Origin of the sequence: Cellulomonas fimi ATCC 484 (assembly GCF_000212695.1) — a bacterium.
GTDB lineage: Bacteria > Actinomycetota > Actinomycetes > Actinomycetales > Cellulomonadaceae > Cellulomonas > Cellulomonas fimi.
Genome location: NC_015514.1, coordinates 3,031,049 through 3,053,562, shown reverse-complemented (window position 1 = coordinate 3,053,562; position 22,514 = coordinate 3,031,049). Strand labels below are relative to the sequence as shown.

Annotated in this window: 21 protein-coding genes; 15 read left to right on the top strand and 6 right to left on the bottom strand. The window is 74.1% G+C overall.

The annotated features are described in order from the left end of the window. Window positions 1–70 precede the first annotated feature (70 nt). On the bottom strand, window positions 71–1,249 hold the full coding sequence (locus tag CELF_RS13860; RefSeq protein WP_013771899.1) for an ROK family protein: 1,179 nt from the start codon (window positions 1,247–1,249) through the stop codon (window positions 71–73). Window positions 1,250–1,357: 108 nt separating this feature from the next. Here CELF_RS13860 and CELF_RS13855 point away from each other — a divergent pair, with 108 nt between their 5' ends. From CELF_RS13855 to CELF_RS13825, 7 genes are all read left to right on the top strand, one after another. Then, a complete protein-coding gene (locus CELF_RS13855) occupies window positions 1,358–2,941 on the top strand; it encodes a sugar ABC transporter ATP-binding protein (RefSeq protein WP_013771898.1) in 1,584 nt (527 codons plus the stop codon). Next, window positions 2,938–4,005, top strand: coding sequence for an ABC transporter permease (locus tag CELF_RS13850; protein ID WP_013771897.1), 1,068 nt, complete (start codon window positions 2,938–2,940; stop codon window positions 4,003–4,005). The genes CELF_RS13855 and CELF_RS13850 overlap by 4 nt, the downstream gene beginning before the upstream one ends. A gap of 61 nt (window positions 4,006–4,066) precedes the next feature. Further along, complete coding sequence (locus CELF_RS13845) at window positions 4,067–5,119, top strand: substrate-binding domain-containing protein (RefSeq protein WP_013771896.1); 1,053 nt, start codon at window positions 4,067–4,069, stop codon at window positions 5,117–5,119. A gap of 110 nt (window positions 5,120–5,229) precedes the next feature. Further along, window positions 5,230–6,405 (top strand): Gfo/Idh/MocA family protein, encoded by a 1,176-nt coding sequence (locus CELF_RS13840; RefSeq protein WP_049791575.1) that lies wholly within the window; start codon window positions 5,230–5,232, stop codon window positions 6,403–6,405. Continuing rightward, window positions 6,402–7,403 (top strand): sugar phosphate isomerase/epimerase family protein, encoded by a 1,002-nt coding sequence (locus tag CELF_RS13835; protein ID WP_013771894.1) that lies wholly within the window; start codon window positions 6,402–6,404, stop codon window positions 7,401–7,403. Before CELF_RS13840 ends, CELF_RS13835 begins: the two co-directional genes overlap by 4 nt. Window positions 7,404–7,503: 100 nt before the next feature. Beyond that, a complete protein-coding gene (locus CELF_RS13830; protein ID WP_013771893.1) occupies window positions 7,504–8,979 on the top strand; it encodes an outer membrane protein assembly factor BamB family protein in 1,476 nt (491 codons plus the stop codon). Window positions 8,980–9,038: 59 nt separating this feature from the next. Further along, window positions 9,039–9,461: a hypothetical protein gene (locus CELF_RS13825; RefSeq protein WP_013771892.1), complete on the top strand. Its 423-nt coding sequence runs from the start codon at window positions 9,039–9,041 to the stop codon at window positions 9,459–9,461. A gap of 4 nt (window positions 9,462–9,465) precedes the next feature. Here the strand turns inward: CELF_RS13825 and CELF_RS13820 are convergent, their stop codons facing one another. Both CELF_RS13820 and CELF_RS13815 read right to left on the bottom strand, forming a co-directional pair. After that, window positions 9,466–9,852 (bottom strand): PIN domain-containing protein, encoded by a 387-nt coding sequence (locus CELF_RS13820; protein ID WP_013771891.1) that lies wholly within the window; start codon window positions 9,850–9,852, stop codon window positions 9,466–9,468. After that, window positions 9,849–10,124: a type II toxin-antitoxin system Phd/YefM family antitoxin gene (locus CELF_RS13815; protein WP_013771890.1), complete on the bottom strand. Its 276-nt coding sequence runs from the start codon at window positions 10,122–10,124 to the stop codon at window positions 9,849–9,851. The genes CELF_RS13820 and CELF_RS13815 overlap by 4 nt, the downstream gene beginning before the upstream one ends. A 146-nt stretch (window positions 10,125–10,270) precedes the next feature. Here CELF_RS13815 and gatC point away from each other — a divergent pair, with 146 nt between their 5' ends. The 4 genes from gatC (at window position 10,271) to CELF_RS13795 (ending at window position 14,291) form a co-directional block, all read left to right on the top strand. After that, window positions 10,271–10,570, top strand: coding sequence for an Asp-tRNA(Asn)/Glu-tRNA(Gln) amidotransferase subunit GatC (gene gatC, locus CELF_RS13810; protein WP_013771889.1), 300 nt, complete (start codon window positions 10,271–10,273; stop codon window positions 10,568–10,570). After that, entirely contained in the window at window positions 10,567–12,081 is a 1,515-nt protein-coding gene (gene gatA / locus CELF_RS13805; RefSeq protein ID WP_013771888.1) for an Asp-tRNA(Asn)/Glu-tRNA(Gln) amidotransferase subunit GatA, read from the top strand. The genes gatC and gatA overlap by 4 nt, the downstream gene beginning before the upstream one ends. Beyond that, entirely contained in the window at window positions 12,078–13,574 is a 1,497-nt protein-coding gene (gene gatB, locus CELF_RS13800) for an Asp-tRNA(Asn)/Glu-tRNA(Gln) amidotransferase subunit GatB (RefSeq protein WP_013771887.1), read from the top strand. The genes gatA and gatB overlap by 4 nt, the downstream gene beginning before the upstream one ends. Before the next feature lie 168 nt (window positions 13,575–13,742). After that, window positions 13,743–14,291, top strand: a complete 549-nt coding sequence (locus tag CELF_RS13795) for a GNAT family N-acetyltransferase (protein ID WP_013771886.1) — start codon at window positions 13,743–13,745, stop codon at window positions 14,289–14,291. Window positions 14,292–14,349: 58 nt separating this feature from the next. On the opposite strand, the gene CELF_RS13790 is transcribed toward CELF_RS13795, so the two are convergent. Beyond that, window positions 14,350–14,943, bottom strand: a complete 594-nt coding sequence (locus tag CELF_RS13790) for a TetR/AcrR family transcriptional regulator (protein WP_013771885.1) — start codon at window positions 14,941–14,943, stop codon at window positions 14,350–14,352. Between the two features lie 93 nt (window positions 14,944–15,036). Here CELF_RS13790 and CELF_RS13785 point away from each other — a divergent pair, with 93 nt between their 5' ends. Beyond that, window positions 15,037–16,080, top strand: a complete 1,044-nt coding sequence (locus CELF_RS13785) for a hypothetical protein (RefSeq protein ID WP_013771884.1) — start codon at window positions 15,037–15,039, stop codon at window positions 16,078–16,080. Window positions 16,081–16,092: 12 nt separating this feature from the next. Here the strand turns inward: CELF_RS13785 and CELF_RS13780 are convergent, their stop codons facing one another. Next, window positions 16,093–17,445, bottom strand: a complete 1,353-nt coding sequence (locus CELF_RS13780; RefSeq protein WP_013771883.1) for a cryptochrome/photolyase family protein — start codon at window positions 17,443–17,445, stop codon at window positions 16,093–16,095. A 198-nt stretch (window positions 17,446–17,643) separates the two neighbouring features. On the opposite strand from CELF_RS13780, the gene CELF_RS13775 reads away from it, so the two are divergent. Together CELF_RS13775 and CELF_RS13770 are read left to right on the top strand one after the other, a co-directional pair. Continuing rightward, window positions 17,644–19,209: a peptide MFS transporter gene (locus tag CELF_RS13775; RefSeq protein ID WP_232014245.1), complete on the top strand. Its 1,566-nt coding sequence runs from the start codon at window positions 17,644–17,646 to the stop codon at window positions 19,207–19,209. Window positions 19,210–19,258: 49 nt separating this feature from the next. Further along, window positions 19,259–19,933 carry a VOC family protein gene (locus CELF_RS13770; protein ID WP_013771881.1) on the top strand — a complete coding sequence of 225 codons (675 nt, stop codon included), beginning with the start codon at window positions 19,259–19,261 and terminating at the stop codon, window positions 19,931–19,933. 117 nt (window positions 19,934–20,050) lie between these two features. Here the strand turns inward: CELF_RS13770 and CELF_RS13765 are convergent, their stop codons facing one another. Then, window positions 20,051–21,034: a LacI family DNA-binding transcriptional regulator gene (locus CELF_RS13765; RefSeq protein ID WP_041553535.1), complete on the bottom strand. Its 984-nt coding sequence runs from the start codon at window positions 21,032–21,034 to the stop codon at window positions 20,051–20,053. A 142-nt stretch (window positions 21,035–21,176) separates the two neighbouring features. Between CELF_RS13765 and CELF_RS13760 the strand changes: the two genes are divergently transcribed. Beyond that, window positions 21,177–22,472: an ABC transporter substrate-binding protein gene (locus CELF_RS13760; RefSeq protein WP_013771879.1), complete on the top strand. Its 1,296-nt coding sequence runs from the start codon at window positions 21,177–21,179 to the stop codon at window positions 22,470–22,472. The last annotated feature ends 42 nt before the right edge of the window (window positions 22,473–22,514 follow it).

Sequence of the window (22,514 nt, the reverse complement as noted above, 5' to 3'; positions counted from 1 at the left end):
CCGCCGGGGCGACGACCGCCTGACGCCTGGCCGGGCACGCCGACCGGCGCGACCACCCGACGCCGCGGGGTCAGGAGACGAGGGCGTCGACCGCGGCGGCGGAGAGCACGTGCTCGGCGGCCATGGTCGCCGCGCCGAGCACGCCGGCGCGGGCGCCGGTGCGCGACGTGACGATCCGCAGGTGCTGGGTCGCGAGCGGCAGCGAGCGGCGGTAGACGACCTCGCGGATGCCTGCGAGGAGCTGTTCGCCGGCCTCGGCGACGATGCCGCCGACGACGATCGTCGACGGGTTGAGCATGCTCACGCACGCGGCGAGCACCTCGCCGATGTGGCGTCCGGCGTCGCGCACCTCGCGGCCGGCGGCCGGGTCGCCCGAGCGGACGAGCGCGACGACGTCGGCGCTGTCGTGCGCGGCGAGGCCACGCGCGCTGAGGGCGGCCGCGATGGCGGGACCGGCGGCGACGGCTTCGAGGCAGCCGGTGTTGCCGCAGCGGCACGGCAGGTCCGAGCCGCCCGGGACCGCGACGTGCCCGAGGTCGCCCGCGGCGCCCTGCGCGCCGCGCCGGATCGCGCCGTCGGAGATGATCCCCGCGCCGATGCCCGTGGCGACCTTGACGAAGAGCAGGTGGTCGACGGAGCGCCACGCGGCGGCGTGCTCGCCGACGGCCATGATGTTGACGTCGTTGTCGACCAGGACGGGGACGCCGAGCCGGTAGGTCAGCAGGCCGGGCACGTCGGCGTCGTCCCAGCCCGGCATGATCGGCGGGTTGATGGGTCGCCCGGTGGAGTGCTCGACGGGGCCGGGCAGCCCGACGCCGACGCTGACGAGGTCGCGGGGGTCGCGTCGTGCCTGCGCGAGCAGCTCGAGGCCGAGGTCGGCGACGCGGTCGAGCACGGGTCGCGGGCCGTCGGCGATGGCGATCTGCTCGCCCTGCTCGGCGAGCACGGTCCCGGCGAGGTCGGTCACGGCGAGCCGGGAGTGCGTGGCGCCGAGGTCGACGGCGAGCACGACGCGCGCCGCGGGGTTGAACGCGAACGTCGCGGGCGGCCGCCCGCCGGTGGACGTGGCCTCGCCCGCGGGGGAGACGAGGCCCGACCCGAGGAGCGCGTCGACACGGGCGGCGATGGTCGAGCGGGCCTGCCCGGTGAGAGAGGCCAGGTCGGAGCGGGTGCGGGGCTGTCCGTCGCGCAGGAGCTGGAACATCTCGCCGACGCCGGTCGGGCGGGGCGCGACCTTCAGCTCGTCCATGCGCACAGTGAACCATCCCCTCTTTGGCGGGTCACGTTCGCATAACCATGACACATCCCGGGCAACTTTTGCTTGACGGTCGGCAGAAGTGGCCCTACGTTCGGCCGCATGGTCACCGACGACCGACACCACGCCCCGTCCGCACCGACGCCCGGCACCCCGGGGGCCCGCCACGCCGACGCCCCAGACGAGACCCCCGTCCTCCAGATGCGCGGCATCGTCAAGCAGTTCCCCGGTGCCCGGGCGCTCGACGGCGTCGACCTCGACGTCCGGGCCGGCGAGGTGCACTGCCTGCTCGGCCAGAACGGCGCCGGCAAGTCGACGCTCATCAAGGTCCTCGCCGGTGCCCACCAGCCGGACGAGGGGCAGGTCCTGCTCGACGGCACGCCCGTCACGATCGCGCACCCCGTCGCGGGCCTGCGGCTCGGCGTCGCGACCATGTACCAGGAGCTCGACGTCGTCGACGGGCTGTCCGTCGCCGAGAACGTCTACCTCGGCCACGAGCTCGCGAGCGGCGGCTTCACGCAGCGGCGCGCCGCCACCCAGCGCACGCGCGAGCTGCTGCGGCGCCTCGGCCACCCCGACATCTCGCCGCACCGCGAGGTCGGCAGCCTCTCCGCCGCGGGCAAGCAGATCGTCAGCATGGCGCGCGCGCTGTCCCACGACGCGCGCGTCATCGTCATGGACGAGCCGTCGGCCGTGCTCGACAGCGAAGAGGTCGCCAACCTGTTCCGCGTCGTGCGCGAGCTCACCGCGCAGGGCGTCGCCGTCGTCTACATCTCGCACCGCCTGGAGGAGATCCGGCAGATCGGCGACCGCATCACGGTGCTCAAGGACGGGCGCACGGTCGCGACCGGGCTGCCCGCGGCCGGGACGCCGACCGCCGAGCTCATCCGCCTCATGACCGGACGCACCGTCGAGTACGCGATCCCGCGCCGCCCGCCCGTCGCCCCCGACGCCCCCGTCGTGCTGTCCGTCGAGGGGCTGACCGTGCGCGGCGAGCTGCACGACGTCTCGTTCGACGTGCGCGCCGGCGAGGTCGTCGGTCTCGCCGGGCTCGTCGGGTCCGGACGCTCGGAGGTGCTCGAGACCGTCTTCGGCGCCCGCCGCCCGGTCGCGGGGACCGTCCGTGTCGACGGCACGCCCGTGCGCCCGGGGTCGGTCGGCGCCGCCGTGCGCGCCGGCATCGGCCTGTGCCCCGAGGAGCGCAAGAGCCAGGGGCTGCTGCTCGACGAGCCCGTCTACCGGAACATCACGCTGTCCACGTTCGCCCGCACGGCCCGCGGCTCGCTGCTCGACGAGGCCGCCGAGCGGCGCGCGGCCCGCGAGCAGATCGCAGCGCTCGACCTGCGCCCCGCCGACCCCGAGCGCACGGCGCGCACGCTGTCGGGCGGCAACCAGCAGAAGGTGCTCCTGGCCCGCTGGCTCGTGCACGGCTGCCGGGTGCTGCTGCTCGACGAGCCCACCCGCGGCGTCGACGTCGGGGCGCGGGCCGAGATCTACGGCATCGTCGCGGAGCTCGCCGCCCAGGGCGCCGCCGTCGTCGTCGTGTCCAGCGAGATCGACGAGGTGCTCGGCCTGTCCGACCGCGTCGTCGTCCTGTCCGAGGGGCGCGTCGTGCACGCCGGCCCCGCGTCCCAGATCGACGAGCACCGGGTGCTCGACCTCGTCATGGAAGGGAGTGCCGCGTGAGCGAGCACGGAACCTCGGCCTCCGCGCGCGTCCCCGCCGCGGACGAGTCCTCGCGCGTCGAGAAGGCCGGCAGCGTCACCGCGGTCGACCGGCGCGCGCGCAACCCGCTGCGCGGGGCGGCAGGCCGCAACCTCGGCCTCGTCATCGCGCTCGTGCTGGTGTGCGTCGTCGGGGTCGTGACCGCGGGCGACCGGTTCGCGAGCATCGACAACCTCATGACGATCCTGCGGCTCGCGGCGGTCCTCGGGGTGCTCTCGATCGGCATGACGTTCGTCATCACCGGGGGTGGCATCGACCTGTCCGTCGGGTCGGTCGTCGGGCTCTCGTCGGTGTGGGCGTCGACGCTCGCGACGCAGGCCATGGCGGACGACTTCCACTGGTCGGTCATCGTGGTCACGGCGCTCGCCGTGGGGCTCGGCGCGGGCCTCGTCAACGGCGTGCTCATCGCGTACGGCAAGGTCGTCGCGTTCATCGCGACGCTCGCGATGATGGTCGCCGCGCGTGGCCTGGCGGAGATGATCGCCAACCGGCAGACGCAGGTCGTGCGCGTGCAGAGCTTCCTCGACGTCATGCGGCAGGACGTGCTCGGCGTGCCCGTGCTCGTGTGGATCTTCGCGGTCGTCGCCGTCGTCGGGTGGGTCCTGCTCAACCGCACGACGTTCGGACGCCGCACGGTCGCCGTCGGCGGCAACCCCGAGGCCGCACGCCTCGCGGGCATCGACGTGCGCCGCCACACGATGTACCTCTACGCGCTCGCCGGGCTGGCCGCGGGCATCGGCGGCGTCATGATGCTCGGCCGCACCACCGCGGGCTCCTCGACCAACGGCCTGTACTACGAGCTCGACGCGATCGCCGCGGTCGTCGTCGGCGGCACGCTGCTCGCGGGCGGCCGCGGCACGATCGTCGGCACCGTGCTGGGCGTCCTCATCTTCACGACGCTGACCAACGTGTTCACGCAGAACAACCTGTCCATCTCGGCGCAGGCGGTCGCGAAGGGCGTGATCATCGTCGTCGCGGTCATCCTCCAGCAGCGCATCGCCGAGCGGTCCCGCTCCGTCACCTAGTCCGCTGTCCCGTCCCTCGCACCCCTGGCAGCCCCGCAGCATCCGATCAAGGAGGATCGTCATGTCCGCACCCCTGCGCCGCCGCTGGCTCGCGCTCGCCGGCACCGCCGCCGCTCTCGCGCTCGTCGTCGGCTGCACCTCGAACACCCCGCAGGACACGTCCGACGACGGCACCGGCGCCGCTGCGGCCGTGCCGGGCACCGAGAACGACGAGCCCGGCGACACCGTCACCATCGGCTTCTCGGCCCCCGCCGCCGACCACGGCTGGATGGGTGCCATCACGAAGTCCGCGGTCGCGGAGGCCGAGAAGTACGAGGACGTCGAGCTCGTCCAGGCCGAGGCCACGAACGACGTCAACCTGCAGATCAGCCAGGTGGAGCAGTTCATCAACGACGGCGTCGACGCGATCGTGCTGCTGCCGTTCGACGGCGCCGCGCTGACCGAGGTCGCGATCGAGGCCATGCAGGCCGGCATCGTCGTCGTCAACGTCGACCGTGAGTTCGACGACCCGAACGCGGCCCGCACGACCGTGCTGGGCGACAACTACGGCATGGGCGTGAGCGCCGGCCACTACATCTGCGAACAGCTCGGCGGCACGGCCGGTGCGAAGGTCGCCGAGATCGCGGGCATCGACTCGCTGCCGCTCACGCAGGACCGCAGCCGCGGCTTCGCGGACGCGCTCGGCGAGTGCGGGCTCGAGGTGAGCAACCGCGTCGCGGCCGACTTCACCGTCCAGGGCGGCGAGGCCGCCGCGGCGAACCTGCTGCAGGCCGCGCCCGAGCTCGACGCGATCTGGAACCACGACGACGACCAGGGCGTGGGCGTCATGGCGGCGATCGAGAACGCGGGCCGCGACGAGTTCATCATGGTCGGCGGCGCCGGCTCGAAGAACGTCATGGAGCGCATCGAGGCGGACGACTCCGTGCTCAAGGCGACGGTCGTCTACCCGTCCACGCAGGCCGCCGACGGCATCAAGCTCGCCCGCCTGCTCGTGCAGCAGAAGGCGATGAGCGACCTCGTCGAGGTCGAGGTGCCGCGCACCGTGCAGCTCTACGCGCCCGTCGTCACCAAGGACAACGTCGACGAGTACCTGCCGACCGCGTTCGAGTCCTGACCGTCCCACCCGAACCGCGCCGGGCGGGCCCCCGCAGCCCGCCCGGCGCACCCTCGACCCAGGAGGACCCCGTGGCAGCACCCGACGCGCCCCCGCGGCTCGGCATCGGCATGGTGGGGTACGCCTTCATGGGCGTCGCCCACTCGCAGGCGTGGCGCACCGCCCCCCGCTTCTTCGACCTGCCGCTGCACCCCGACATGGCGGTCGTCGCGGGCCGGCACGCCGACGCGGTGCGCGCGGCCGCGGACCGGCTCGGCTGGCGCGACACCGAGACCGACTGGAAGGCGCTCGTCGCGCGCGACGACGTCGACCTCGTCGACGTGTGCACCCCGGGTGACACGCACGCGGAGATCGCGGTCGCCTCGCTCGAGGCCGGCAAGCACGTGCTGTGCGAGAAGCCGCTCGCCAACTCGGTCGCCGAGGCCGAGGCGATGGTGCGCGCAGCCGAGGCGGCGCGGTCGTCGGGTGCGCTCGCGATGGTCGGCTTCACGTACCGCCGCGTCCCGGCGATCCAGCTCGCGCGACGCCTCGTGCAGGAGGGGCGCATCGGCACCGTCCGGCACGTGCGCGCGCAGTACCTGCAGGACTGGATCGCCGACCCGCAGGCGCCGCTGTCGTGGCGGCTCGACAAGCAGAAGGCCGGGTCCGGGGCCCTGGGGGACATCGGCGCCCACGTCGTCGACCTCGCGCAGTTCGTCACGGGCGAGCACCTCACGGGCGTGTCGGCGCTCCTGGAGACGTTCGTCCGCGAGCGCCCGCTGGCGGACGCGTTCAGCGGGCTCTCGGGCACGGGCGCGGCTGGCGGCGCCACCGGGCCCGTGACGGTCGACGACGCCGCCGTCTTCCTCGCGCGCCTGTCGGGCGGCGGGCTGGCGACGTTCGAGGCGACCCGGTTCGCGTACGGCCGCAAGAACGCGATCCGCCTCGAGGTGAACGGCTCCGCGGGCTCGCTCGCGTTCGACTTCGAGGACATGAACGTCCTGCACTACTTCGACGCCCGCCAGGACGCGTGGGAGGCCGGGTTCCGGCGGATCGTCGTCACCGAGCCCGAGCACGCCTACGTCGGCGCCTGGTGGCCCGCCGGCCACGGGCTCGGGTACGAGCACGCCTTCACGCACCAGGCCGTCGACCTCGTGCGCGACGTCGCCGCCCACCACCAGCCCGAGCCGTCGTTCGCCGACGGCCTGCAGGTGCAGCGCGTGCTCGACGCCGTCGAGCGGTCGGCCGCCGACCGCAGCACGTGGACCGACATCCCCGCCCCCGCGACCTCGGAGGACCTGCGATGACCCGCCCGATCACGTTGTTCACCGGCCAGTGGGCCGACCTGCCGTTCGAGGAGGTCGCGCGCCTCGCCGCCGGCTGGGGCTACGACGGCCTCGAGATCGCCTGCTGGGGCGACCACCTGGACCCGTGGCGGTGGGACGACGACGCGTACGTCGACTCGCGCCGCGAGGTCCTCGACCGGCACGGCCTGAAGGTCTGGGCGATCTCGAACCACCTCAAGGGCCAGGCGGTCTGCGACGACCCCATCGACCAGCGGCACCGCGACATGCTGTCCGACCGGGTGTGGGGCGACGGCGACCCGGAGGGCGTGCGGCAGCGCGCGGCCGAGGAGATCCAGCACACCGCGCGCCTCGCCGCGAAGCTCGGGGTCGACACCGTCGTCGGGTTCACCGGCTCGTCCATCTGGAAGTACGTCGCGATGTTCCCGCCCGTCTCGCAGGAGGCCGTCGACGCGGGCTACCAGGACTTCGCCGACCGCTGGAACCCGATCCTCGACGTGTTCGACGAGGTCGGCGTGCGGTTCGCGCACGAGGTGCACCCCAGCGAGATCGCCTACGACTGGTGGACCACGGTGCGGACGCTGGAGGCCATCGGCCACCGCGAGGCGTTCGGCCTCAACTGGGACCCCAGCCACTTCGTCTGGCAGCAGCTCGACCCGGTCGACTTCCTCCTGGAGTTCCGGGACCGGATCTACCACGTGGACTGCAAGGACGTGAAGCTCCGCCTCGGCAACGGCCGCAACGGCCGCCTCTCGTCGCACCTGGCGTGGGCCGACCCGCGGCGCGGCTGGGACTTCGTGTCCACCGGCCGTGGCGACGTGCCGTGGGAGGCGTCGTTCCGCGCGCTCAACCACATCGGGTACGACGGCCCGATCTCGGTCGAGTGGGAGGACGCCGGCATGGACCGTCTGCTCGGCGCGCCCGAGGCGCTCGAGTTCGTGCGCCGCAACGCGTTCGACGCGCCCGCGGCGGCCTTCGACGCGGCGTTCAGCACGCGCTGACCCGCGGCCTGGCCCGGGCGCTGCGGAGGGACGGCGCCCGGGCCGTGGCCGCGCCGTGAAACCCGCTTCCACCAGGCCTGTCGCGCCCTAGGGTGCCCGCATGGCGACGCGAATGCGGCGGGTCGAGCTGGACGACGAGGGCACGGCCCCCGGGGACCCCACGCCGTCCCGCGGGCGGCGCGAGCGGGTGCGGCACCGGCGGCGCGCTGCGCTGGTCGCCATGACCGGCGTCGCCGTGGTGGCCGCGACTCTCCTCGGCGGGCAGGCGGTGCTCGACCGGCGCCGCGAGGCGGCGGACGCGGAGCTCGCGGCGCGGTACGCCGGCGTGCCGGGGGTGGTCGCGCCGTTCGGCGAGGACCTGCGCGTGCTGTGGACGGCCGCGCCCGACACGTCGGCCACGCTGCGCACCGGAGTGCTGCTCGGCGACGTGCTGGTCGGCGCCACGGAGACCGACGAGGGCGTGGAGCTCGTCGGCCTGGGCGCCGACGACGGTCGCCGCCGGTGGGCCGTCCCGATGCCGGTCGACGCGACCGAGGTGCCCCCGCTGCAGCCGGGCGTGGCCGGCGCGGACGGGTTCGTCGTCGGGGCGCAGCCGTGGTGCGCCGAGGGCGCACCGGGCGGCGACGTGGTGTGCGGCGTCGGGCTCGGGCAGCACGTCGGCCTGCCGCCGCGCGGTTCGGTGGTGTGGGTCGTCGACCCGGCGGACGGCACGGTGCGCTCGACCGCTCCCGCCGTCGACGGCGAGCACGTCCTGGTGCTCGGTGACCTGCTCGTGCGCGCGCGAGGCACGACGGCCGACGGCGGTCCGGCGACGACGGATCGCCCGGAGGCGTGGCAGGTCGTCGCGACCGACGCCGAGACCGGTGCTCCGCGCTGGACGTGGACGAGCCCGTCCTCGCCGTCGACCGAGTCGTTCGTGGAGTGGCCGTTCGAGGCGGTGACCGCGGCGGGCGACGAGCTCGTCCTGCGGGGGAGCGGCGCCGACTGGCTCCTGTCGGCGTCCGGTGCGCTCGCGGGCTCGGTGGCGCCGGACGACGCGCACCAGTACGAGCGCGCACGCGACGGGCGGCTGGTCCCCGTGACGGCGACGGTCCAGGGCGACGACGGGCTCCTCACCACGGAGGAGCTGGCCGACCCGGAGGTCGACGACGGCACGCTGGAGGGGGTGGCGTTGGTGCTGCGCAGCACGTTCGACGGCGGGATGCTGTCCGCCCGTGCGGGCGACGAGGACCGCTGGAGCGTCCCCGAGGTGCGGATGCCGCTCGCCGTGCTCGACGGCCGCGTCCTCGTGCGGACCTTCGACGGGCTCGCGCTGCTCGACGGGCAGGACGGCTCGCGGCTGTGGTCCGTCGCGACCGGGGTCGACGGCGACGCGTTCGCGACGGACGGCCGGACGGTGCTCGTCGTGGGCGGCGACGTCCTGCGGGCGTTCGACCTCGCGACGGGCCGTCCGGCGTGGGAGCGGACGTTCGGCGACGTCGGGATCACCGGGGACGTCGCCGGGGTCAGGGTCGAGTCGGGGGTGCGACGGCTGGTGGTCTCGAGGACGTCGGGCGAGGAGCTGGTGGTCGGCTGACCGTCACGGGCGCGCGGCGGACGGGTGCCGTCGTCACCCCACCGGCGGATACTGGACCGATGATCACCGTGGATCTCGCGCTCCGCCTCCGCGACGCCGGCCTGCGCTGGCGCCCGTCGTCCGGCGACCGCTTCGCCGTGCTGTCCCCGGAGATGTACGGCGAGGTCTTCACGATCAGCGAGATGACGATCGAGGCGCACACCTACCCGACGGGCACGGTGCTGGGCTTCAACGGGACGACGGAATGGGCGCTCGACTCGGTCGCGCAGGAGGACGCGCTGTGGCTGCCGCGCGAGGACCAGCTGCGCGAGCTGCTGGGCGGCACGTTCCGCAGCCTCGCCCGTTCGACGGACGGGTCGTTCCAGGTGCTCGTCGAGCGTCCGGGCCACCCCGAGCAGGTGTTCGGCGCCGAGACGGCCGCCGACGCGTACGGCGAGGCGCTCCTGTCCCTCGTCCACGAGGCGGTCGAGCGCGCCTCCTGACCACTCACAGCAGTGTCGGTCGGAGCACGCTGACGAGGTGGCTGAAGGGCGCGAAGTCGTCGACGTTCGCCGTCATCACGGGCGCCGCGTGCCGGTGCGCCTGTGCGGCGATCAGAGCGTCCTTGCCGCGGACCCGCGCACCGGTGGCGCGTGCTCGGTGCGCGACGATCCCGTACGAGCGCGTCGACGGCTTGTCGAACTCGAGCCAGTCGAAGACCGCGTCGAGGTCGTGGAGCCGGGCGAGCCGCTCGGCCGCGGCCTCGTCGGTCGGCGCTGCGTTGACGCCGAACTCGAGCTCCGCGCGGGAGAGGATGCTCGCGCCGTAGGTCTCGTCGGGCTCGAACCGGTAGAGATGCAGGTCGATGAGGACGTTCGTGTCGAGCAGAATCACCGCCTCGGCTCCCACGGGTCCTCGACGAGGTCCTCGTCCCGGGCGGCATCGATCTGCGCCTTCAGCACCAGCCCGTCGTCGGTCGTCGCCGTGCGGAGGCGCGCGAGCGCGGTGCCGGGGACCCAGGGTGCTGGTCCGGGCCGGTCGGCGAGCAGTCGGACGCCCGTCGGCCGCCCGTGGGACGTGATCGCGATCGGCTGGTCGGAAGCCAGGACCGCCTCGATGACCGCGTGGGGGTTCTGCTTGAGCTCGCGTGTCCCGATCGTGCGCACGCCACCACGGTAGGTCCGTGTGTAGACGTGCGTCTACACACGGGTGGACGACAGCCAGCCGGTGACAGGTCGGTCGTCGCGCGACACCGAGCTCTCGTGGAGGCGGGGCCCTCGGGCAGGGGAGGGCGCCGTCTAGACTCTCCGCCATGTCCTCCCTCTCTCGCGACGAGGTCGCGCGCGTGGCGGGGCTGGCCCGGATCGACCTGACGCCCGCGGAGATCGACCGCCTGGCGGGCGAGCTCGACGTCATCGTCGAGTCGGTCGCGCGCGTGAGCGAGATCGCCACGCCCGACGTGCCGGCCACCAGCCACCCCCTGCCGCTGACCAACGTGTTCCGCCCCGACGTGCCGGTGGCCCCGGTGGACCGTGACGCGGTGCTCGCCGCCGCGCCGGCCGCGCAGGACGGGAAGTTCCTCGTGCCGCAGATCCTGGGGGAGGACGCGTGAGCGACTGGACCCGGCTGAGCGCCGCCGCGCTCGCCGAGAAGCTGGCCGCGGGCGAGGTGACGAGCGTCAAGGTGACGCAGGCGCACCTCGACCGGATCGCCGCCGTCGACGGTGCCGTGCACGCGTTCCTGCACGTGAGCGCAGCCGAGGCGCTGGCCACGGCGGCCGACGTCGACGCACGCCGTGCCGCGGGCGAGCAGCTGCACCCGCTCGCGGGCGTGCCGATCGCGGTCAAGGACGTCGTCGTGACGAAGGGTCTGCCGACGACCGCGGGCTCGAAGATCCTCGAGGGCTGGGTGCCGCCGTACGACGCGACGCTCGTCGAGCGGATCAAGGCGGCGGGGCTGCCGATCCTCGGCAAGACCAACATGGACGAGTTCGCCATGGGGTCGAGCACCGAGCACTCGGCGTACGGGAACACGCACAACCCGTGGGACCTCGACCGCATCCCCGGTGGGTCCGGCGGCGGCTCGGCCGCAGCGGTCGCGGCCTACGAGGCGCCGCTCGCGATCGGCACGGACACGGGCGGCTCGATCCGCCAGCCGGGCGCCGTCACGGGCACCGTCGGCGTCAAGCCGACGTACGGCTCGGTGTCGCGCTACGGCCTGATCGCGATGGCGTCGTCGCTCGACCAGGCCGGGCCGGTGACCCGCACGGTGCTCGACTCGGCGCTGCTGCACGAGCTCATCGGCGGGCACGACCCGCTCGACTCGACGTCGATCCCCGAGCCGCTGCCCGCGCTCGTCGAGGCGGCGCGCCAGGGCGCGTCCGGCGACCTCTCCGGCGTGCGCGTCGGCGTCATCCGCGAGCTGCAGGGCGAGGGCTACCAGGCCGGCGTCCTCGCGCGGTTCGAGGAGTCGCTCGCGCTGCTGCGGCAGGCGGGCGCGGAGATCGTCGAGGTGTCCTGCCCGCACTTCGAGTACGCGCTCGGCGCGTACTACCTGATCATGCCGAGCGAGGCGTCGAGCAACCTGGCGAAGTTCGACGGCATGCGGTTTGGCCTGCGGGTCGAGCCGTCCGAGGGGCCGGCCACGGCGGAGCGGGTCATGTCCGCCACGCGCGGCCAGGGCTTCGGCGACGAGGTCAAGCGCCGCGTCATCCTCGGCACCTACGCGCTGTCGGCCGGGTACTACGACGCCTACTACGGCTCGGCGCAGAAGGTCCGCACGCTCATCCAGCGCGACTTCGACGCCGCGTTCGCGCAGGCCGACGTGCTCGTCTCGCCGACGGCGCCGACCACGGCGTTCAAGCTGGGCGAGAAGCTCGACGACCCGCTCGCGATGTACCTCAACGACGTCGCGACGATCCCGGCGAACCTCGCGGGCGTGCCGGGGCTCTCGGTGCCGAACGGCGTGTCCGACGACGGCCTGCCGGTCGGGTTCCAGGTGCTCGCGCCCGCGAAGGCCGACGACCGCCTGTACCGGGTGGGCGCGGCCCTCGAGGCGCTGCTGGAGAAGGAGTGGGGTGGCCCGCTGCTGGACCGGGCCCCGGAGCTGGAGGAGACCCGATGACGGCGCTCGTGGACTACGACGACGCGGTCGCCCGCTTCGACCCGGTCATCGGGATCGAGGTGCACGTCGAGCTCGGCACCCGCACGAAGATGTTCGACGGTGCACCCGCGGGCTTCGGCGAGGAGCCGAACACGTCCGTCACGCCGGTCTCGCTGGGTCTGCCGGGCTCGTTGCCGGTCGTCAACGGCACGGCCGTGGAGTACGCGATCCGCATCGGCCTCGCGCTCAACTGCTCGATCGCGGAGTCCTGCCGGTTCGCACGGAAGAACTACTTCTACCCGGACGTCCCGAAGAACTTCCAGACGTCGCAGTACGACGAGCCGATCGCGTTCGACGGCTGGGTCGACGTCGAGCTGGAGGACGGGTCGACGTTCCGCGTGGAGATCGAGCGCGCGCACATGGAGGAGGACGCCGGCAAGAACACGCACGTCGGCGGCGCGACGGGCCGCATCCACGGCGCGGAGTACTCGCTCGTCGACTACAACCGCGCGGGCATCCCGCTCGTCGAGATCGTGACGCGTCCCATCACGGGTGCGGGCGAGCGGGCGCCCGAGGTCGCGCGGGCCTACGTGCAGACGCTGCGCGACCTCTTCCGTGCCCTGGGCGTCTCCGAGGCGCGCATGGAGCGCGGCAACGTGCGCGCGGACGTCAACGTGTCGCTGCGGCCCACGCCCGAGTCCGCGCTGGGCACGCGCACCGAGACGAAGAACGTCAACTCGTTCCGCTCGGTCGAGCGGGCGGTCCGCTTCGAGATCAGCCGGCAGGCGGGCGTGCTGGACGCGGGTGGCACGATCGTCCAGGAGACGCGCCACTGGCACGAGGACACCGGCGAGACCACGTCGGGCCGCGTGAAGTCGGACGCCGAGGACTACCGCTACTTCCCGGAGCCGGACCTCGTGCCGATCGCGCCGGACCGCGCGTGGGTCGAGGAGATCCGTGCGTCGCTCCCGGAGCTCCCGGCGGCCCGCCGCCGGCGGCTGCAGGGGGAGTGGGGCTACGCGGACGCCGAGATGCGCGACGTCGTGAACGCGGGTGCCGTCGAGCTCATCGAGTCGACCGTCGCGGCCGGCGCCTCGCCCGCCGCGGCGCGCAAGTGGTGGATGGGCGAGCTGGCCCGGACCGCGAAGCAGCGGGAGGTCGAGCTCGACGCGCTGCCCATCACGCCCGCGCAGATCGGCGCGCTGCAGCAGCTCGTCGACGCGGGGCGCATCAACGACAAGCTCGCGCGCCAGGTGCTCGAGGGCGTGCTCGCGGGCGAGGGTGAGCCCGAGCAGGTCGTCGTCGCGCGCGGGCTCGAGGTCGTGTCGGACGACGGCCCGCTGCTCGCGGCGATCGACGAGGCGCTCGCCGCCCAGCCGGACATCGCCGAGAAGATCCGCTCGGGGAACCTCGGCCCGGTCGGGGCGATCATCGGCGCGGTCATGAAGGCCACGCGCGGGCAGGCCGACGCGGGCCGCGTCCGCGAGCTGGTCCTGGAGCGCGTCCAGGCCTGACGTACCACGCGACGCGGGGCCGGCCGGGGTGCGACCCGGGCCGGCCCCGCGTCACGTGGGCCCACGGGACGGCGTGTCGGCCGGCGGCGGCGCGGTGCAACACGGAGGTCACACGGCCTCCTTACGATGCGAGGACGGGCCGCGCAGCGGCACAGACAGGAGTGCGTCATGGAGAAGCCGACGTTGCAGGGCGAGATGATCGTGCTGCGGCCGTTCCGGCCCGACGACGCCGACGCGGTGTGGGACATGCTGGCCGACCCGGTCGGCGCGCGGCTGACGGGCACGACGGCGACGTTCAGCCGCGAGCAGGTCGAGGCCTGGTGCGCGAGCCGCGCGACGGCCGAGGGTCGTTTCGACTTTGCCGTGACGACGACCGGCAGCGACGAGTTCCTCGGCGAGATCGTCCTCAACGACATCGACGAGGCGGTGCGCAAGGCGAACCTGCGCCTGGCGATGCGGCCGGCGTACCGGGGACGTGGCTACGGCACGGAGGCGATCGAGCTCGTGCTCGGGTTCGCGTTCGACGGGCTGGGCCTGCACCGGGTCGAGCTCGACGTGCTGGCGATCAACGCCCGCGCGAAGTCGCTGTACGAGAACATCGGCTTCCGGGTCGAGGGCCGTCGGCGCGACGCGTACCGGGACGGCGACGGCTGGTGCGACGCGATCGACATGTCGATGCTCGAGGACGAGTACCGGGCGACGCAGCTCTCGCGCTGACGGTGGTCGGCCGGGCGCGGGCGGGCCGTCGCTCCCGGGCGACCGCCTGTCGTGCCCGTCAGCGCGGCAGGTACCGCTCGACCGCGGCGAGGTAGGCGTCCTCGTCGAAGTCGGGGCCGAGCGAGGACTGCACGACGAGGCCCTGCACGACGGCGAGCAGCAGCGGCACCTGCGCGGCGGCGAGCGCGTCGGCCTCGTCGGGCGGTGTCCCGTGCGCACGCTGGTGCCACAGCGAGACGTACCCGCGCAGGATGTCGGCCAGGCGCGCGATGGTCCGCCCGGCGAGCTCCCGGATCTCGGGGTCGGTGACGGACTCGCCCCACAGCTGCAGGAGGACGGCCGGGTCGCCGATCTCGCGCCGCACCGCGGTGACGAGCAGGCGCGGCACGTGCGGCGGCGGCGGCATGGGGTCGGTGTCCGCGAGACGGGCGATCTCCTCGACCCGGGCGCCGACGATGCGGGACGCCACCTCGACGACGAGTGCGTTCTTGCTCGCGAAGTGCCCGTAGATCGCACCGGCCGAGAGACCGGCCTCGCTGATGATGTCGGCCATCGACGTCCCCTGGAACCCGCCTCGCCGGAAGGCGCGCAGCGCGGCGTCGGCGATCTCGTCGCGGCGGGCGGCGCGGTACTCGTCGGTGACCTTTGGCACGGCCCGAGCCTAAAAACGAACGAACGTTCTTGACAAGTCGGCGCGACAGGGAGGAGCGTTGCAGGAGAAGGAACGTTCGTTTTGGAGGATCCGATGCTCGCACACGCTCCGCACCCCCACACCCCCTGGCCCCGGGTGGCCGCGCTCGCGGCAGCGCTCGCCACGGTCGTGACCGTGGTCGCGCTCGCCTTCCTGTGGCCCTCGGTCACCGCCGAGCCACGCGACCTCCCGGTGGCCGTCGCCGGGCCCGCGCCCGCGGTCGCACCGTTCACGCAGGCGCTCGACGCGCAGGCCCCGGGCGTCTTCGACGTCACGGCCGCCACCGACCGTGCCGCCGCCGTCGACCTCGTCGAGACGCGCCAGGTCTACGGCGCCGTCGTCCTCGCGCCGGTGCCCGAGGTCCTCACGTCCTCCGCGGCGAGCCCGCTCGTCGCGCAGCAGCTCGCCGCGCTGGCCCCCGAGCTCGGGGCGCAGGTCGGCCGGCAGACAGGCACCCCCGTGACCGTCGAGGTGACGGACGTCGTCCCGCTCGGCGCGGGCGACCCGCGCGGCGTCGTGCTCGGTGCCGTCACGTTCCCGCTCGTCGTGGGCGGCATGGCAGGCGGCATCGGGATCGCGCTCGTCGTCGTCGGGGCGTGGCGCCGCCTGGGCGCGCTGCTCGGCTACGCGGCCGTCGCGGGGCTCGCCGTCACCGCGGTCCTGCAGACGTGGTGGGGCGTGCTGGGCGGCTCGTTCCTCGTCAGCACGGCGATCGTCGGGCTCACGACGCTCGGCATCGCCGGCGTGGTCGTCGGCTGCGTCGCGGTGCTCGGGCGCCGGGGCCTGCCGCTCGGACCTGTGCTGTTCCTGCTCGTCGCGAACCCGATCGCGGCCGCGGCCATGCCGTGGCAGATGCTGCCCGAGCCGTGGGGCGCGATCGGCCAGTGGCTGCCGCCCGGCGCCGCCGCGTCCCTGCTGCGCGCCGAGTCCTACTTCCCCCGCGCCGACACCGCGGACCAGTGGCTCGCGCTCGGCGCGTGGGCGGCCCTCGGGCTCCTGCTCCTGCTCGTCGGGCACCTGCGCGACGCGGGCGGGGCGACGCGGGGCGCTCTCGCTGCGGCGGGGGAGGACCGCGCCGACGAGCTCGTGCCCGCCTGACCGGCCCGGGCCTCAGCGGCGGCCGTACGCCTCGAGTGCGGCCGCCCGCGCCTGCGCGTGGTCGACGATGCGCGGCGGGTAGTCGGGCGCCGCGGCCGCGGGCAGCTTCCACGGCTCGTGCACCGCGCCGCCCGGGATGCCGCGCAGCTCGGGCACCCACTGCCGCACGTACGTCCCGTCGGGGTCGAACCTGCGGCCCTGCAGCACCGGGTTGAAGACGCGGAAGTACGGCGCGGCGTCGCGGCCGGTGCCGGCGACCCACTGCCAGTTGAGCTGGTTCTGCGGGACGTCGCCGTCGACGAGCCATGCGAGGAAGTGCTCGGCTCCCCGCTGCCAGCGCTGGTGCAGGTCCTTGACCAGGAACGACGCGGTCACCATGCGGACCCGGTTGTGCATCCAGCCGATCGCCCGGAGCTGGCGCATCCCGGCGTCGACGAGCGGGTACCCGGTCCGGCCCTCGGCCCACGCGGCGAACGCGTCGTCCGCCGCGGGTCCCGTCGCCCACGCGTCCTCGGGGACCACCGTGCGCAGCGAGCGCCGCGCCGCGTCCGGGTGGTGCCACAGGACGTCGGCGTGGAACTCCCGCCAGGCCAGCTCCGAGCGGTACGTGGCCACGGAGGCCGACGACCCCGCACCGGCGAGGTCCGCGAGCAACGTGCGCGGGTGCAGCTCGCCGTACTTGAGCGGGACCGACATGCTGGACGTGCCGTCCAGGTCGGGCCGGTCGCGGTCCTCGTCGTAGTCCGCGAGGGCGTCCGCCACGAACGTCGCCCACCGACGGCGCGCCGCAGCCTCCCCCGCCGCGGGCAGGTCGACCGTCGTCGCCGGCTCGTCGGGCACGCCGTCGCCGCGCACGTCCGCCCACGGCACCGAGCGCGGCCGCGGGGCGGGCGCCGACCAGCCGTGGTCCAGCCACGCCCGGCGGAACGGGGTGAACACCTCGTACGGGGACCCCTGCTGCGTGCGCAGCCGTCCCGGTGCGACCGCGTACGGCGACCCCGTCGCGACGAGCGGCACGTCGCCCAGCGCCTGCGCGACCGCGTCGTCCCGCCGCCGGCCGTACGGCTCGGTCGCCGCCGTGACGTGCACCGTCGGCGCCTCGACCTCGCGCGCGACGGCGGGCACCACGTCCTGCGGGCGCCCGTGGCGGACCACGAGCCGGCCGTCGAGCGCCGCGTCGAGCGCGCGCAGCGACCGCGCGAGGTACGCGACGCGCGGACCGGCCGCCGCCGTCCACAGCCCCGGGTCCACGACGAACAGCGGCACCACCGCGTCGTCGGCGCGCCGGGCCGCCTCGACCGCGGCCACGAGCGCCGGGTTGTCCGCGAGGCGCAGGTCGCGCCGGAACCAGTGCACCGTGGGCATCCCGCGACGCTATCCGCAGCGACTGCGCGCAGCGACCGCAGTGCGGGTCGACGTGCGCGAGCGCGGCGGGCCGCCCGGTGAGGGCGCGGTGCGACCCGCTCGGGTCGCCGGTGGCGCCGCGGGCTACCACACGCCCGCGCGCGCGTCCGGGACCGTCGACCGGTGGTGGGGCCCCTGGGGCAGCGGTTCGATGGGGCGGTGACCGAGCAGACGGAACCGTCGGGAGCCAGCGCGTTGCGCACACCGGGCGAGGGGGACGGCCCGCCGGGCGGGGGTGGCCGCGCCCCGCGGGACCGGGCGTTCTTCGGGCACCCCCTCGGGCTGTTCACGCTGTTCGGCACCGAGCTGTGGGAGCGGTTCAGCTACTACGGGATGCGCGCCATCCTGCTGTTCTACCTGACGGACACGGTCGCCGACGGCGGGCTGGGTCTCGACAGCACGCTCGGCACCGCGATGGTCGCCGCGTACGGCACGGGCGTCTACCTGCTGTCCGTGGTGGGCGGCTGGCTCGCGGACCGCGTCATCGGCGCGCGCCGGTCGGTGCTCTACGGCGGCGTCGTCATCGCGGCCGGGCACGTGGCGCTCACGGTCCCCACCGCCGCGGCGTCGTACCTGGGCATCGTCCTCGTCGCGCTCGGCACGGGCCTGCTCAAGCCCAACGTGTCGAGCATGGTCGGCGAGCTGTACACGCGCGAGGACACGCGCCGCGACTCGGCGTTCTCGATCTTCTACATGGGCATCAACATCGGCTCGCTCGCGGCGCCCCTGCTGGTCGGGCTCGCACGCTCGATCGGCGGATACCACGCGGGGTTCGCGGTCGCGGCCGTCGGCATGGGCATCGCGCTGGTGTCCTTCGTCCTCGGACGTCGCCTGCTCGCGGGGGCGGGCGAGGTGGCCCCGAACCCGCTGACCGCCGCCGACCGGCCCGCCGTCACCCGCACGGTCCTCGCGATCGTCGTCGGCGTGCTCGTCGCGCTGGCGGTCGCGTGGGCCGTGAGCGGCGGGTTCGGCGCGACGACGATCGTCGACGCGCTGTCGTACCTCGCGCTCGCGGCGCCCGTCGCGACGCTGTGGGTCATGTTCCGCTCGCCGAAGGTCACGGACCACGAGCGCTCGCGGCTGCGCGCCTACGTGCCGCTGTTCGTCGCGGCGACGCTGTTCTGGATGATCTTCGAGCAGGCGGCGAGCACCCTCGCCGCGTACGCGGAGGACCGGACCGACCTCGAGGTGCTCGGACGGACCCTCTCGCCCGAGGTGTTCCAGTCCATCAACCCCGCGCTCATCATCCTGCTCGCGCCCCTGTTCGCCTGGCTCTGGGTCAAGCTCGACGACCGCCCGCCGACGGCCGTGAAGTTCGCGATCGGCCTGACGTTCGCCGCCCTGAGCTTCGTCTTCCTCGCGGTCGCGTCGGCCGCGTTCGCCGACACGAAGTCGCCGCCGTGGGTGCTGGGCCTGGTGTACCTGATCCAGACGGTGGGGGAGCTGTGCCTGTCGCCCGTCGGACTGGCCGCCACGACGCTGCTCGCCCCGAAGGCGTTCCGTGGGCAGGCGATGGCGCTGTGGTTCCTCGCGCCCGCGGCGGGCAACGCGATCACGGCCCAGCTCGTGCAGGTCACGGAGGGCGTCAGCGACACCGCGTACTTCGGCGGCATCGGTCTCGTCGCGCTCGTCTGCGCGGGCGCGATGTTCGCGGTCGCGCCGTGGGTCACACGGCACATCCGCGCAGGGGCCGAGTCGGACGCTGAGGCCGCGCTGCAGCACTGACGCGCACGGGCCGCGTGCCCCGCGCGGCGTGCGGTGGGAGGGTGTCGGGATGAGCGACTCCTCCGCCCGGCTGCCGCATTCCGCCGTCACCGAGGCCGTCGACGCCCGGCACTGGCGCGTGCTGCTCGGGACCCTGCGCGCGACGTTCCGGTGCGCCGACTTCGCGACCGCGGCGGCGTTCGTGGCCCGCGTCGCGCAGGCCGCGGACGCCGCGAACCACCACCCCGACGTGCTGCTGCGCTGGGGGCAGGTGACCGTGACGACGTCGAGCCACGACGTCGCGGGGCTCACGCAGCGCGACGTCGACCTCGCGGGGACCGTGTCGGCGCTCGCGGACGAGCTCGGCCTGACGGGGGACGTGCCGCGCAGCTCGGCGCTCGAGGTCGCGGTCGACGCGCTCGACATCCCCGCCGTGCGCCCGTTCTGGAAGGCGGTGCTCGGCTACCAGGACCAGCCGGGGGACGACGAGAACGGGATCGTCGACCCGGCCGGTGTCGGGCCCGCGTTCTGGTTCCAGCAGATGGACGTGCCGCGTCCGCAGCGCAACCGCCTCCACCTTGACGTCACGGTCCCGCACGACGAGGCGCGGGCACGCGTCGACGCGGCGGTCGCGGCCGGCGGGCGCCTGGTGTCCGACGAGCGGGCGCCCGCGTTCTGGGTCCTCGCGGACCCCGAGGGCAACGAGGCGTGCGTGTGCACGTGGCAGGCGCGCCCGTCGTCCTGACGCGGTCCGGTGTGCGGGACCGTGGTGCGCGGACGGTCCGCGGCTCGCGTCCTGGCAGCACGTCGTGCCGTCCGGCAAGCACTGTCCCCCTCGTGAGGGACGGAGCCCTCTCGCAGGTCAGCGGCTGCGAGGCGGCGCGGTCGACGCGCGCTCGACGAGCTCGGTGGGGAGCCGCACGTGCACGCCGCGCTCCTTGCCGTCGATGAGGTCCACGAGCAGCCGGAGCGCCTCGGCGCCCATCTGCTGCAGCGGCTGGCTGATGGTCGTGAGCGGGGGGGTCGCGAGCGCCGACTCGGGGACGTTGTCGAACCCGATGACGGACAGGTCCTCGGGCACGCGCAGGCCGAGCGAGCGGGCGACCTCGACGACGTGGATCGCGGAGAGGTCGTTCGCGGCGAACACCGCGGTGGGCGGCTCGGGGCGCGCGAGCAGCTCGTGCGCGGGCTGGTCCGCGGTCTCGGGGCGGTAGCCGCCGACGCGCACGAGGTCCTCGTCGACGGGGATCCCGGCGGCGGCGAGCGCGTGCCGGTACCCGTCCTCGCGCAGGCGCGCGGACTCGAGGTCGGGGCGGCCGCCGAGGAACGCGATGCGCCGGTGGCCGAGACGCAGGAGGTGCTCGGTGGCGAGCACCGCGCCGGCGAACGAGTCGGCGTCGACGGTCGGCAGGCCGGACGGGCCGGTGTGCGGGTCGACGGCGACCACGGGCACGCCGGGGTGGGCCTCGACGACCGTGGGCGTGACGATGACGGCGCCGTCGATGAGGGTGCCGGACAGCCGCGACAGGTAGCGCCGCTCCCAGCCGACGGCACCGCCGGCGCCGCCGCCCGAGTAGGCGAGCAGCTCGTAGCCGGTCGCGCCGACGGCCGCCGACGCGCCCTTGAGCAGCTCGGTGGAGTAGGGCTCGAACTCGGCGACGAGGATGCCCAGGACGTTGGTGCGGTGGCTGCGCAGGCTGCGCGCGCCGAGCGACGCCTCGTACCCGAGCTGGTCGATGACCTCCTGCACCCGGGTGAGCGTGCTCTGCGCGACGCCGTACCGGCCGTTGACGACCTTCGAGACGGTCGCGACGGACACTCCGGCGGTCCGGGCGACGTCGGCCATCTTGACGCGGGGTGCTGGCTCCACGTCGGTGATCCTAGAGCATCGATTCGATAACGTTATCGACATCGATTGACACGGCGCGTCGCGGCCTGCTTACCTTGCGGCCGTCCCTCCCCTTCAGTGACGACGAGGAGCTTCAACGATGAACCGGACACCCGTCCTTCGTGGCGTGGCGGTCGCTGCAGGTCTTGCCCTCCTGGGCGCCTGCGGCACGGGCAGTGGTGGCAACGACGACGCGACGAGCGGCGACGCCACGACCATCACCTGGTGGCACAACTCCAACACCGGTGACGGCAAGGAGTACTACGACAAGGTCGCGGCCGACTTCGAGGCCGCAAACCCTGGCGTGACCGTCGAGGTCAGCGCCATGCAGCACGAGGACATGCTCACCAAGCTCGACGCGGCGTTCCAGGCGAACGACGCGCCGGACGTCTACATGGAGCGTGGCGGCGGCGAGCTCGCCGACCACGTCGAGGCGGGCCTGACCAAGGACATCTCCGAGGCCGCGTCCGAGGAGATCAGCAAGATCGGCGGCTCGGTCAAGGGCTGGCAGGTCGACGGCAAGACGTACGCCCTGCCGTTCTCGGTCGGCGTCGTGGGCTTCTGGTACAACACCGAGATCTTCGAGCAGGCCGGCATCACCGAGGAGCCGGAGAGCTGGGGCGAGTTCTACGACGTCGTCGACAAGCTCAAGGCCGCGGGCGTCGAGCCTGTGTCCGTCGGTGCGGGCGACAAGTGGCCGGCCGCGCACTACTGGTACTACTTCTCGCTGCGCGAGTGCTCCGAGGAGACCCTGACCGACGCGGTCACCAGCCTCGACTTCTCCGACGAGTGCTTCGTCAAGGCCGGCGAGGACCTCGAGGAGCTCGTCGCCGCGGAGCCGTTCAACGCGGGCTTCCTGTCCACCGGCGCCCAGGCGGGCGCGACCTCTGCCTCCGGCCTGCTGGCGACGGGCAAGGTCGCCATGGAGCTGCAGGGCCACTGGGAGCCCGGCGTCATGCAGGGGCTCACGGAGGACGGCACGGGCCTCGGTGACAAGACCGGCTGGTTCGCGTTCCCGGCGGTCGACGGCGGCCAGGGCGCGCAGGCAGCGGCCCTCGGCGGCGGCGACGCGTGGGCGGTGTCCCAGGACGCCCCCGACGCGGCGGTCGACTTCGTCAAGTACCTGCTGTCCGACGAGGTCCAGAAGGGCTTCGCCGAGCTCGACATGGGTCTGCCGACCAACCCGACGGCCACGCAGTACGTGTCCGACCCGGCGCTGGCCGGTCTGCTCGAGGTCCGCGACGCGGCCCCGTACGTCCAGCTCTACTTCGACACCGCGTTCGGTGCGTCCGTCGGTGGCGCCATGAACGACGAGATCGCACTTCTGTTCGCCGGCCAGGCGACCCCGCAGGACATCGTCGACGCCACCCAGGCGGCGGCTGACGCGGAGAAGTGATCGACGTGGCAGACGAAGCGACCGCCCCGCAGGGCGGAACCG

Bases quoted from the DNA above. Each gene is read 5' to 3' on its own strand.
- CELF_RS13860 (WP_013771899.1), bottom strand. From the start codon at position 1,249: ATGGACGAGCTGAAGGTCGCGCCCCGCCCGACCGGCGTCGGCGAGATG.
- CELF_RS13855 (WP_013771898.1), top strand. From the start codon at position 1,358: ATGGTCACCGACGACCGACACCACGCCCCGTCCGCACCGACGCCCGGC.
- CELF_RS13845 (WP_013771896.1), top strand. From the start codon at position 4,067: ATGTCCGCACCCCTGCGCCGCCGCTGGCTCGCGCTCGCCGGCACCGCC.
- CELF_RS13840 (WP_049791575.1), top strand. From the start codon at position 5,230: ATGGTGGGGTACGCCTTCATGGGCGTCGCCCACTCGCAGGCGTGGCGC.
- CELF_RS13835 (WP_013771894.1), top strand. From the start codon at position 6,402: ATGACCCGCCCGATCACGTTGTTCACCGGCCAGTGGGCCGACCTGCCG.
- CELF_RS13830 (WP_013771893.1), top strand. From the start codon at position 7,504: ATGGCGACGCGAATGCGGCGGGTCGAGCTGGACGACGAGGGCACGGCC.
- CELF_RS13825 (WP_013771892.1), top strand. From the start codon at position 9,039: ATGATCACCGTGGATCTCGCGCTCCGCCTCCGCGACGCCGGCCTGCGC.
- gatC (WP_013771889.1), top strand. From the start codon at position 10,271: ATGTCCTCCCTCTCTCGCGACGAGGTCGCGCGCGTGGCGGGGCTGGCC.
- gatB (WP_013771887.1), top strand. From the start codon at position 12,078: ATGACGGCGCTCGTGGACTACGACGACGCGGTCGCCCGCTTCGACCCG.
- CELF_RS13795 (WP_013771886.1), top strand. From the start codon at position 13,743: ATGGAGAAGCCGACGTTGCAGGGCGAGATGATCGTGCTGCGGCCGTTC.
- CELF_RS13785 (WP_013771884.1), top strand. From the start codon at position 15,037: ATGCTCGCACACGCTCCGCACCCCCACACCCCCTGGCCCCGGGTGGCC.
- CELF_RS13780 (WP_013771883.1), bottom strand. From the start codon at position 17,445: ATGCCCACGGTGCACTGGTTCCGGCGCGACCTGCGCCTCGCGGACAAC.
- CELF_RS13770 (WP_013771881.1), top strand. From the start codon at position 19,259: ATGAGCGACTCCTCCGCCCGGCTGCCGCATTCCGCCGTCACCGAGGCC.
- CELF_RS13765 (WP_041553535.1), bottom strand. From the start codon at position 21,034: ATGGCCGACGTCGCCCGGACCGCCGGAGTGTCCGTCGCGACCGTCTCG.
- CELF_RS13760 (WP_013771879.1), top strand. From the start codon at position 21,177: ATGAACCGGACACCCGTCCTTCGTGGCGTGGCGGTCGCTGCAGGTCTT.